Origin of the sequence: Streptomyces sp. NPDC002701, assembly GCF_042889045.1 — a bacterium.
Lineage (GTDB): Bacteria > Actinomycetota > Actinomycetes > Streptomycetales > Streptomycetaceae > Streptomyces.
Map to the genome: position 1 here is coordinate 19,622 of NZ_JBIAQL010000042.1, position 10,635 is coordinate 30,256.

At 68.7% G+C, this 10,635-nt stretch carries 10 protein-coding genes and 2 pseudogenes; 6 read left to right on the top strand and 6 right to left on the bottom strand.

Features of this window, described 5'->3' with window-relative positions; genetic code table 11:
- Positions 1 to 154 precede the first annotated feature (154 nt).
- On the top strand, positions 155 to 493 hold the full coding sequence (locus ACFYXC_RS40245) for an ANTAR domain-containing protein (protein ID WP_389557917.1): 339 nt from the start codon (positions 155 to 157) through the stop codon (positions 491 to 493).
- Positions 494 to 907: 414 nt separating this feature from the next.
- Here the strand turns inward: ACFYXC_RS40245 and ACFYXC_RS40250 are convergent, their stop codons facing one another.
- On the bottom strand, positions 908 to 1,333 hold the full coding sequence (locus tag ACFYXC_RS40250) for an ATP-binding protein (protein WP_389557931.1): 426 nt from the start codon (positions 1,331 to 1,333) through the stop codon (positions 908 to 910).
- Positions 1,334 to 1,462: 129 nt separating this feature from the next.
- The gene (locus ACFYXC_RS40255) at positions 1,463 to 1,705 is read right to left on the bottom strand and encodes a hypothetical protein (RefSeq protein WP_389557919.1); all 243 of its coding nucleotides are present in this window, start codon (positions 1,703 to 1,705) and stop codon (positions 1,463 to 1,465) included.
- Between ACFYXC_RS40255 and ACFYXC_RS40260 the strand changes: the two genes are divergently transcribed.
- Both ACFYXC_RS40260 and ACFYXC_RS40265 read left to right on the top strand, forming a co-directional pair.
- Positions 1,664 to 1,936, top strand: coding sequence for an STAS domain-containing protein (locus tag ACFYXC_RS40260; protein ID WP_389557933.1), 273 nt, complete (start codon positions 1,664 to 1,666; stop codon positions 1,934 to 1,936). The two genes, ACFYXC_RS40255 and ACFYXC_RS40260, sit on opposite strands and share 42 nt — an antisense overlap.
- A gap of 180 nt (positions 1,937 to 2,116) precedes the next feature.
- Complete coding sequence (locus ACFYXC_RS40265) at positions 2,117 to 2,614, top strand: GNAT family N-acetyltransferase (RefSeq protein WP_389557921.1); 498 nt, start codon at positions 2,117 to 2,119, stop codon at positions 2,612 to 2,614.
- Positions 2,615 to 3,077: 463 nt separating this feature from the next.
- Here ACFYXC_RS40265 and ACFYXC_RS40270 read toward each other — a convergent pair whose 3' ends face one another.
- Positions 3,078 to 4,319, bottom strand: coding sequence for a relaxase domain-containing protein (locus tag ACFYXC_RS40270; protein WP_389557923.1), 1,242 nt, complete (start codon positions 4,317 to 4,319; stop codon positions 3,078 to 3,080).
- 384 nt (positions 4,320 to 4,703) lie between these two features.
- Here ACFYXC_RS40270 and ACFYXC_RS40275 point away from each other — a divergent pair.
- The 3 genes and pseudogenes from ACFYXC_RS40275 to ACFYXC_RS40285 form a co-directional block, all read left to right on the top strand.
- Positions 4,704 to 5,945 (top strand): annotated as a pseudogene (locus tag ACFYXC_RS40275) (hypothetical protein); the annotation flags it as partial.
- A gap of 391 nt (positions 5,946 to 6,336) precedes the next feature.
- On the top strand, positions 6,337 to 7,620 hold the full coding sequence (locus tag ACFYXC_RS40280; RefSeq protein WP_389557925.1) for a CHAT domain-containing protein: 1,284 nt from the start codon (positions 6,337 to 6,339) through the stop codon (positions 7,618 to 7,620).
- Entirely contained in the window at positions 7,617 to 8,645 is a 1,029-nt protein-coding gene (locus ACFYXC_RS40285) for a hypothetical protein (protein WP_389557927.1), read from the top strand. Before ACFYXC_RS40280 ends, ACFYXC_RS40285 begins: the two co-directional genes overlap by 4 nt.
- A 232-nt stretch (positions 8,646 to 8,877) precedes the next feature.
- Here ACFYXC_RS40285 and ACFYXC_RS40290 read toward each other — a convergent pair whose 3' ends face one another.
- The 3 genes and pseudogenes from ACFYXC_RS40290 to ACFYXC_RS40300 all read right to left on the bottom strand — a co-directional run.
- A complete protein-coding gene (locus ACFYXC_RS40290) occupies positions 8,878 to 9,090 on the bottom strand; it encodes a relaxase domain-containing protein (protein WP_389557935.1) in 213 nt (70 codons plus the stop codon).
- Positions 9,050 to 9,538, bottom strand: a pseudogene (locus ACFYXC_RS40295) (relaxase domain-containing protein); the annotation flags it as partial. The pseudogene ACFYXC_RS40295 and the gene ACFYXC_RS40290, both read right to left, overlap by 41 nt.
- An 819-nt stretch (positions 9,539 to 10,357) precedes the next feature.
- A partial coding sequence (locus ACFYXC_RS40300; protein ID WP_389557929.1) for a hypothetical protein occupies positions 10,358 to 10,635 on the bottom strand: 278 nt, incomplete at its 5' end.

Consider the following 10,635-nt stretch of genomic DNA (forward strand, 5'->3'; position numbering starts at 1 on the left):
AACCGCCACCGGCACATGCCAAACCCACCACACGACAGCACCCGGCAGACCTGTTCGTGGCGGCCGCCGCCGCTGCGTCCGGCACGCGGTTGCACCTGCCGGATGCGGGACAGACGCTCATCAGATGAGGAGGCCAGAAGGAGGGGATCCGACGGTGACAGCCGACGCCATGTCCGCTGCCGGTCTTCCGGCGGAACCACCCGCCGAGGGGCAGCTGGATGCACTGATCGAGGAGAACGAGCAGCTTCAGCAAGCGGTGCACTCACACGCGGTGGTGGACCAGGCCATCGGTGTCCTCATCGCCGTGGGACGACTGACACCCGAACAGGGCTGGCACGTCCTGCGGACGGTCTCCCAGCACACGAACGTCAAACTGCGGACCGTTGCCGAACACATCGTCACCTGGGCGCGCACCCAGAAACTGCCCGACACCATCAGCACCCAACTACAGCAGCAGCTGGAGAGCGCCCACCTCCTGCACATCAAAGAATGAGCAGAACGACATCAGAACTGGTGACGGAAGAAATGGTGACCCAATCGGTCACGGCGGGGTTTGGACAAAAGCCCCGGCAGAGTCCTCCGGGGCCTCCCCGGGGGGTTGTGTGCCGCACCAGCAAGGAACTGACGCTCCCGCACGGAGGGCGGATGCAGCGCGTGCCCCCTGTACGGAACCGTCGTTGACACGGCAGCGCGTTTCGGTTCCCATCTGACCGGATGCGTTGGTGCCGAGGGCCCGGCGTTCTGCAGTCGCTGCCGGGTCCTCGCCCATGTCCGGTGCAGGCAACGCGCCGTCGACGAAGACGTCAGCCATATCCGTCCCTGGGGACAAGGGGACCAGCAGCTGAATGTGGTGGGCTTCCGGGCCGGCTCGCTTCTCGCTTGCAGCAGCGGCTGTGCCTGACGGTGCTCAGGTCGCAGTGGGTGCCAGGGCCTCGCTGCGCGGATCGGGCAGGGCAATGTGGGCGGTGACGCGTTTGCCCACCGTCTCTTGCCGGATCGTGAGGGACTGGCTGACCGCTTTGACGATCTCCAGACCGTGCTGCCCGATCCGGCCCGGATCAGCAGTGCGTGCCACCGGCAGAGCGGGCGCGCTGTCCCACACGATGACCTCCACCAGCGCCGCGCTGATGGACAGCTCCATCAGCACCGGGCCCGGAGCGTATTTGAGCGCGTTGGTCACCAGCTCGCTCACCACCAGCTGGGTGAGATCCCGCGCCCGCGCCGGCACCACCAGCAGATGCTCGATGGCGGCGCGCTCCAGGAAGGCCAGCGCGTGATGGCGGGCCTCGGCGATGCAGCCGTCCTTCCCGTCCAGGGCGCAGCCCGCCTGCATCAAGGCGCCCTCCAGCCCTGCACGGCCGGCGCGGTCCCCGTCCAACTCCACCTGCTCTCGCCCTTCATCCACACCACCGGCAACCGCGTGTACCCGCCATCGGGCCACCCACGCCACCAGGAACGACCATCAAAAACCACCGACGCGTGCTGATCTTGCAGTGGGGCAGAATCGTCCTGCACCCCTCGCATCCCAAGGCAGTGCAACAGTCAAAAGGTCGATGAAGCCGAAGAGACGGGGACCGCCATCCACGAGACCAGCCCGGGCGACCGGCTCTGCATCGAACACCGCATCCACCAGGGCATCCACGTCGTCACCGCGAAAGGCGAGATCGACGCCGATGTCTGTCCCCAGCTCGCCGCTGCCCTGCACATCGACGATGACACTCAGGCACCACGCATCGTTGCCGATCTCAGCGACGTCACCTTCATGGACTCCAGCGGCATCACCGTCTTCGCCACCGCCTACCACCAGGTGAACACCGCCGGCGGATGGCTGCGCATCGCCGCCCCCACACCCCCGGTCGCCTACGTCCTGAACCTGGTCGGCCTCGACACCCTCATCGACTGCCACCCCACCCTCGAAGACGCCCTCACCAGCTGACAGCGCTCTGCACGGCTGCGAGGTGCTCACGAGAACGGGAGGCAGTCACTAGTTGTGCTGTCTCAGGAGATTGGTGCCGCATCAGGCAACGTTCGCCTCGGAGAGCTGGCGCGGGCAGGTCTCGGTGAGCTGAGGCGGCCGCGGCCGATCATGTCGGTGGCGGAGCGTATTGTCCGCGCCATGAACACTCTTCGCCTCGAATCATGGTCTGAAGCGGGTCTGGAGATCCTGCACCGCCAGAACACCCCCCAGATGACCGAACATCTCGGCGGGCCCGAGACCGAGCAGGCGATCGTCGATCGTCATCAGCGCTACCTGCGTCCTGACGGCGGCGAGATGCTGATCGTCCGCCTCGGTGACGAGGCGATCGGTTCGGTCGGGTACTGGGAGCGGGAGTGGGACGGTGAGGACGTGTACGAGACCGGATACGGGATCTTCCCGGAGTTCGGCGGTCACGGATATGCCGCTGCCGCCCTGCGGCTGGCAGCGGACCGGGCGGCGGCGCGTGGCGCACGGCGCTACCTGCATGCGTTCCCCCACGTGGACCACGCGGCGTCGAACGCAGTGTGCCGCAAGGCCGGGTTTGAGCTCGTCGGCAAGGTCCCCTTCGAATACCCCCAGGGCACCTGGCTGCAGTCCAACAACTGGCGGCTCGACTTGAGCGCCCTGGACATCTGACCGCCCTGATCGAACAGACGTACGAAAACGTCTTGGCGACCGAGCGTCAGACCGGCTATCAGCCCCGCCTCAGGCAACGTTCGTCCTGGCTCTGCACGCCCGCGCCCACAGCGGGATCGCCACCTTCCAGGCCGCCCTCCAGTACATGTTTCCCACCGTGCTGGTCGACTCCAAAGCCCACCACGTCATGGAACGGCTGCTAGCCACCGTGGAAATGCTGCTGCTCCTGAGCTGAAACAAAGACAGCATGGTGCGCCTCTTCGACGAAAGGGGCCTTCCTTCCCAGATCCCTTCAACCAACCGCCGGCGGATGGCTGCGCATCGCCGCCCCCACACCCCCGGTCGCCCACGTCCTGAACCTGGTCGGCCTCGTCACCCTCATCGACTGCCACCCCACCCTCGAAGACGCCCTCACCAGCTAACCCGCACCCCGGTCCCCGCGCCGTGCGGGCCGCACGGCGCTTCACAGCCGGAAGCCCTGGCCTTGGCCGGGGTCGGGCTGCTGGCGCTGCTGCTCGTGCTCTTGACGGTGCTGGTCGACCGCACTGGCCGGATCGGCAGCCGGGGCCTTTCGGTCCTCCATGGTGCGGCGGCGAATGTCGGCGGCGCGGGTGACGGCGGCGAGCCGGTCCAGGTTCTTGAGCGTGTGCAGCCATGTCGCCGGGTCGGTCGTGCGGCCCTCCAGGTACTCCGCGGGCATCGCGGCCTGCTGGTGGGCCTGGACTGCGGCGGCCCGCTGCGCCGGGGTCAGGGCGGCGTCCCGGCCCGGGTGGTCGACGGCGTGGGGAGCGGACGCCATCTCGCCCTCGAGGTCGCGGTGATCGGCGGGTGCGGAGACGGCCGAGGTCGACGCCTCGGTGGCGGCGTCGGATCGGATGCGGGCGTCGCGGATCGCGTTCTGCACGGCGAGGCTGGCGACCCGGGCCCGCTCGTAGCGGCTGGACTCCCGTGGCGGCGTGCCTTGGGCGGGGGCGATCCACCACCGGTGCGGCACCGGGAAGTCGGCGGTGTAGCTGATCCGGTCCGGCGTCGGAGCCTTCCGGCCGGGCTTCACGGCGGTGTGGCGGCGGGAGTACCGGTGCAGGGCCCGGTGGGTGATGTAGTCGTCCAGGCCGCGGGTGAACTCGCGGCCGCGCAGCGTCTCCAGCAGGTGCCGGCGCGCTTCGGCCAGGATGTGGCGCCGGGAGAACTTTTCGCGCACGGTGAAGACGACCGCGGCGACGTCGACGGCGGCGAGCGCCACGTCCACGGTGGGATCCACTCGCGCCCGGATCGCCGCTCCGGCGGCCCGGCACCTGTCCAGGAGGCCGTCGATGAGCTGCTGGCCGAAGCGCAGGATCGCGGAGGCGCGCCACCACGCGAGCAGCTGCGCGAGTGGCTTCGGCTTCTTCTTCGCGGGCCGGGTCTCCTGCGCCGCCTGCCAGCCCAGTTGGTGACGGCCGCGCTCTGAGGGCAGGTGCCCGTGGTCATTCACGTACTGGTCGGTGAGCACCTCCAGGGCGTCCTCGATGCGCTGGCGGCGGGACGCCGACCAGTTGATGAGGTCCTCGGGCACTGCGGCGATCTCCATGACCGGACGCAGGCCCGGTGTGACCTCGCGCGGCACGGTCGCCAGCCCCAGGGTCTCGCATACCTCGGTCGTCATCGCCAGGGTGTAGAGCGTCCCGGCGGCCACCACGTACTGGTAGAGGCGGTAGGTATCCACAGCGCCCCAGACTGGATGTAGGTTCTCATTCGGAACATCTCATTCCGGCGCATGGAGTGGGGCTTCGTCTCCACGTCTCATTCATGGGCCACAGCATTCTGTCTCGCGATCTTGACCTTTGAGTCCTCTCTGTGAACTTCCGACAGCCGAGCGCCGTCGCTCGCCTCCAGCACTGTAGGGGTCTCTGGACGGGTCCAGCTTGGGATCTCAGGCATGACCGGGGAAACTGATCCCGTGACGTCCGGTGACCCGCGCGACTCCAGGGTTCGACTTGTCCGCCCGCGACCCCTGACCGCTGCCCCACGAGCGATGAATCAGCGGCGCTGGCGCCGCCCCGCCCCGCGTCCGCCCGAGGGCACACCCGCCCCGGCGGAACTGGCCAGAATGGCTCGTTCCGGTCTGGCCGACGCGGCGCGCGTCGCCCGCTGGGCCGACGCCGCACTCCGGCCCGACCGTGACAGTGGGCCCTCCGACGGCAGGGGCACCCTGTCCGACGCCACCGCCGAACGGGCCGCCGCCGAACTGGGGCTGACCCCGGATCAAGTCCGCCACGACTGGGACACCGCCCGGCTCGCCGGCCTGGTCGAGGTGCACGGCGACACCGCACGCCCCGGCTGGCGCCTGCGCGCCTGGAACCGCGACGACAGCGCTGTACTGCGCGGCTGGATCGCCCTCTTCGACGCCTGGTCCCTTGTGTATCCGGAACTCGCAGACCACAAGCCCGCCACCGTTGACGCGGTCGTCGCGGCTATGCCCCAGGTGCTCTCCTTCCTGGAGCTGTCCGCGGGGCCCGTCCTCATGGAGCAGCTCCTGGACCTTCTCGAGCAGCGGGTCACGGAACTGCGCACCGAGCGCTGCGAGATCCCCTACGGGCCTCAGCCCGAACCCCCCGCCCAGGAGCAGGTCGGCGACACCCCCCTCGCCCCCCTTCTCGACTGAGCCCTGCACGCCCTGGCCTCCGTCGGCGCCCTCACTTACGGCGACGGCCATGCCACGCTCACGCCGCTCGGCAGCTGGGCGGTGTGGGTCAAGCTGGAGCAGATCTGCGTCGCCGCGCAGAGCCCGGCCGGGAACATCAAGCAGAAAGCCGAGGACATGCTGCGCGGCTGCTCCCAGCTGCGGCCCAACGCGGCCCGCGCCGAATACCGCACCTGGCTCGCCGCCCGCCCCATCGGCAGTGCCGTCACCGAACTCCTCAACGCCGCCCGCGGCGAGGACGCCCTACTGCGCGGCCTCGCCTTCGAGGCACTGCGCGTGGTCGGCGGCCCCGCCGAGCCCGATGTGCGCGCCGTGGCGGAGAAGACCCCGCTGCGGCCGTACGCCCTGCTGTGGCTGGCCGAGCACGACGGAATCGACCCCGAGGACGCCCACGAGGTGCTCACTCGCGAGGAGGCCACCTGGCTGTGGGTCGACACCGCCGCCGCGGTCGCCGACCACGGTGAGGCACCGTGGCTCGTGAGGCATCTGGAGTCCGCGGTGCAGCCGACCGTCCCCCAGCTCCTCGACGAGGTCCGAGCCGTCGGCCACCCCCGCACCGTGCAGGTCCTGGTCGCCCTCGCCGCCGCACACCCGGACGCGGCCCTCGCCCAGGCCGTACGCCGGGCTGCCTTACAGATGCACAAAGGGGCACCGTCACGCTGCCGGGCTTACCTGACGCTCCTGGACGACGATCCCCGCGCGGGAAGCCCCGCACGTCTGAGTGTGCAGCTGGTGGCCGACCCCGCGCACCCCTGGGCTCGCTCAGGTGCCCGGCCTCAGCTGGACATCGTGGCCGTGCCGCTGAGCAACGCGGAGGTCGTGCCAGCCACGGTTCTCTACGGCCCTGGAAACGCCGAATCCGCTCAGTTCCGCGTCACGGCGGCGGAGTCCGGCACACACCGGATCCGGTTCACGTTTCTGCACCACGACACTGGCGTCGCCCTGCAACAGGTGGATACGGACTTGGACATTGCCGCTGCCGAACCCTCCAGGGCGGGGACGAAACCGCTGGGTCCTGGCAAGGGGAGGTCCTGACCCGGTGCCGCGCCCATTGATCACCCGTGTCGTCCAGGATCCCAGCGACGGCTTCCGTTTCCTGCCGCACCTGGAGACCGAACCGCCCGACCTTCGCGTCAGTTTCGACGTCCTCGGAGGCAACCGGATCCGAGCCCGAATGACGGGCACGTCCATTCCCGCGCTCAAGGGTACCGAGCACAAGGCCGACCTGAGTGTCCGGCCCGACGAGGTCCACAGCGCGGCGGCTCGGCTGTGCGCCCGGTGGAAGGAGCAATTCGTCGACTTCCAGCCGGTCGACGATCGAGGCAGGGCCCTGCCGGACCGGCAGCGCCCGTACGCTGTGGCCGCAGATCTCAGCGCCGAACCAGAGGACGAACTGCGCGCGGCAATGGCCGATCTGGCTCGCGGCGGCGAGTTCCTGCTGTTCGACACCCTGCTGCGCGGAGACGATGTACGAACCGAGACGTTCCGCACCTTTCTCCGATCGGCCCTGTCAAAGGAGGGGCTACGGGTACGGTTCGACTCCGATCTGCATCTGCCCTGGCCGATGCTCTGCACGGCCGGAGACTCCACCGCGTCCGCAACACCCCTTGACGCGCTCTTCGCCCGCTTCCTCGGCCACCGCCACCAGATCGAGCACACAGGCGACGCCTACGCATGGATCGGACCACCCAGCACAGTGCCGCAACGTCCTGCCGTCAGCCTCAACCACGACGTACGTGTGGGGCGCGCAACCCGCGCGGACGAGGTCGCGAAAATACTGGCGGAAGGCACGACGTGCACCATACGCACAACCTACGACGAACTGGTCCGCGACTTTGAAAGGCCGGATCTGGACGAGCAGTTGATGTACTTCTGGTGCCACGGCGAATTCATAGGCAACGAGCCCGAACCCCACGCCCTGGTCATCAGGCTCACGGATGGCAAAGCCTTCGAGGGCCTCAACGTACGCGAACTGCGAGCACGCCACCGGCACAGCCCTTTCCGACCGCTCGTCCTGCTCAACGCATGTCATGCCGGAGTCTCCGGGGCGAGCGCGGACCGTGCCTTCCTCGGGCGCATGCTCATCGAGCACGGCGCGCAGGGAGTGCTGGGGCCGCAGATCGCAATGCCGCAGGCATTTGCCGCCGAGTACGCGCTCGAGTTCGTCAGCCGATACCTGCGCGGCGAGACGACCGCCGGCAGGATCGCGCACGAACTGGCCCGGCACTTCGCGACCCGATACCGCAACCCCCTGGGTTTCGCCTATGGGTTGCACGGCGGTATGGACGCCCGCCTGGAACGGACAAGAGGAGTTGAGACGTGAGCCGTGTCACCGCGGTCGAGGCCGTTGACCTGGACGAGAGCGGCTGGCTGCTCGATGTCGGCAGTGGTGAGCCGGTACCCGACCATCGGCTGCACGACTACTTCACCGAGCGCCTCACCCCACCCGCCTGGGCAACGGACATCTTCATCTATGTGCACGGTTGGCAGACGTCCCCCAAGGCCGCCCACCGCACTGCTGAACGGCTGCTGACCCTCGTGCACGGCAACCTGGCAGCAGCCCCGGATACGTACCCTTCCCTCACGGCCGAGGGCTTCAACCCGTGGGCTGTCGTGGTGCGCTGGCCGTCGTCAAGTCCGCTCACCCCTGCCGGCTACCGCAGGATCCGGGACCGGGCACACGCAATGGGCGCACGCGATGGCGACGGACATGCCGCACACATCCTGGGTCTACTGCTCGGCTATCTGGACGCGAAGCGCACTGACCCCAGGGCGGCACCGGTACTGGCCAACCGCGACGGCCAGTACCTCCACCTCGTCGGACACTCCTTCGGCTGCCGATTCCTGTGCGAGGCGGTGCAGTGGGCGGCGGACGCCCGGCTCGTGGACACACTGGGATGGAATGCGGCGGGCTGTTCGCCAAACCGTCCGTTCACTGCGGACAGCATGCTGCTGTTCCAGATGGCCGCACGGCGCGATGCCTTCCTCTCGCTCTTCCCTTACATCCTGCCGAGTGACCGGCACGACGGCGCCCCGCTAAGGGGCCCTATCGTCGCAACGTACTCCCGCCACGACCGAGCGACCGGTTTCTGGCATCTGCGGGCAGAACAGCAGCCTGGCATCGGGCACTCTGGGATCGGCCCAGCCCCCGCCCCCATGTTCACCACCCGTCTGCTGACGCCCGACGAGCAGTATCCGCTCGCAGCGCTCGACCACCACTTCGTGAACATCGACGCCTCCGACGTGTACGTCCGCGGTCGCCGCCTCAACCCGGCGGGTGCCCACTCCGACCATGTGCGTCCGGAGTCGGCCCATCTGCTGCTGACCCTCGCGGACCACTCGCGCTGAACGACCTGCACAGGACATCCGGCGAAGGTTCACCGAACGTTGCCAACCACATCGGGCATGGTCCACCTCGATCACCAAACGCGTGGAAGCGGAGCCCCCTCATCGCATAGATCAAGGGCGGGCCTGCGCCACTACAGGTGTGCACGGATCAGGTGCAGGTTCGTCTCACCCGGCTGTCCTTTGGGCCGAACAGAGGCCACCATCAACGAGAAAGGGCCATCCAAATGCGAACTTACACCGGATCGCCGTCGGCGCCCAGGCGCTGGACGAGGTTGAGGATCAGGCAGTGCTCGTGCAGAAGCGGCAGTCCGTCGCGGTTGTCGATGTGCCGGAAGGCGGCGACCAACGAGCGCGGGCGTCTTCGCACGGCCGCGGCCTGACGCCCACCGGGTCTCGGCAACCTCATCCTCCAGCCAGCGCAGCGCCGCGGCGAGAGCCCGCTCATGGGCCCGCTCGATGACCCGGCGCACGGTGGCGTCACCCAGCGCCCACAGCACGACCAGTGACGCCTGCGGCCGGAAGGTGAAATCCATCCCGAGCAGCGGGGTCTGCTTGCGCGCCTCGATCTCCTCGATCGGCTGCCCCAACACGGTGAGCCGGCGAGCCGTGGCCGCATCGATGCCGTCGTCCAGGAGGCCGCGCTCGATGCGGTCGGCGTCCGGGTGCCGGCCCTCGCCGAACAACAGCTCCAGCTGACGCTCGGACACCTGAGCGCCCTCGGTGAGCCCCAGCGCACGCAGACCACGCCCCAGCCACCGTCCCGGTAGGAGCCCGGCCAGCTCCTGGGCACCCTTCAACGACTGGCCGACCGGACGGCGCCCGTCACCGAACGCGACTCCGCGTATGTAGTACCGCCACGCGTTACGCCTCTGGATCTTCGCGACACTCAGCATCACCACAGCACACACCGGCTCTGACCTGCGAAGAAGCTTGATCCCGTGAGGCGGGAGGACTCACCGGAACTTCACGGCTGATCCCGCCCGGCGGGCGTTCGCGGCGCCGCCGTGCTCGCCCGGCGGACACCACCAGGGCCACGTAAATGCTGCGCGGCAGCCAATCACACCCGCCTCACCAACACCGAAACCCACCAGTAAACGGCTTCACCGTCAACCAGCGCACATCTGCGTACCGCTCCCCTACCCGGCGACCAAAGACGCCGCGCCCTGCACCACGTCACCCACCCTCCGCCCCGGCAACGCCGGGGGCTTCTTGCTGCCTGGAGGACCGACGTGTCGACCTACGAGGCCCTGCCTCGCTTCACCACCGACCTGGACCACCTCACCCCGCAACAACGCCGCCGCTTCCGCCAGACCGTGGCAGCCTTCGTCGAGGACCTACGCACCGGCTCCTTCCGCGCCGGCCTACGCGTCAGCGTGTTCAGCGAGCACCGGGCACGATGCCGGCGCCTTGATCGTCGACACCTTCACCCCGAACTGACTCAGCGTGGACATCAAGACGGTGTCCCGCACCCGCGTCTCGTGCGGGTGCGGGACCTCACCGCCGTAGGACGTCTGCCGGGGGCGCGGGCTGTTACGGCCAGCCGGGCGGCTGCGGCCCGCAGCAGGCCACGGTCTGGGTCTGACCAGCGTCAGCGAGCGGCGCCACGGCCAGCACCGTCGCCAACGCCACCAACAAGCCGAGCACGGCTTTCCTCATGGCATCTCCTCGGTAGAGCAGATATCGGGTCCAGCAGATGCGCTGCCGGCAGAGGCTTACGGCCAGCCGGGCGGATTCGGCCCGCAGCAGGCCACGGTCTGCGTCTGGTCGGCGCCGGCCAGCGGCGCCACGGCGAGCACCGCCATCAACGCCATGAACAGTCCAAGTGCGGCTTTGCGCACGGTCTCCTCCTGAATCCGGGTCGGAAGGTCGAACCGCTCGAAGCGGCTCTCTCCTGTTACTGATCTATTCGGGGTGTTGTCGGAGGGGCTGACGGGTGGTGATCCCTGCGGTAGGCCGGTGGTATGAGGTATGCGCAGGGCGGTGGACTGAC

What these genes read in the sequence shown, in the direction of transcription:
- ACFYXC_RS40250 (WP_389557931.1), bottom strand. Translation starts at nt 1,333, where the DNA reads ATGCAGGCGGGCTGCGCCCTGGACGGGAAGGACGGCTGCATCGCCGAG.
- ACFYXC_RS40265 (WP_389557921.1), top strand. Translation starts at nt 2,117, where the DNA reads ATGAACACTCTTCGCCTCGAATCATGGTCTGAAGCGGGTCTGGAGATC.
- ACFYXC_RS40290 (WP_389557935.1), bottom strand. Translation starts at nt 9,090, where the DNA reads ATGAGCGGGCTCTCGCCGCGGCGCTGCGCTGGCTGGAGGATGAGGTTG.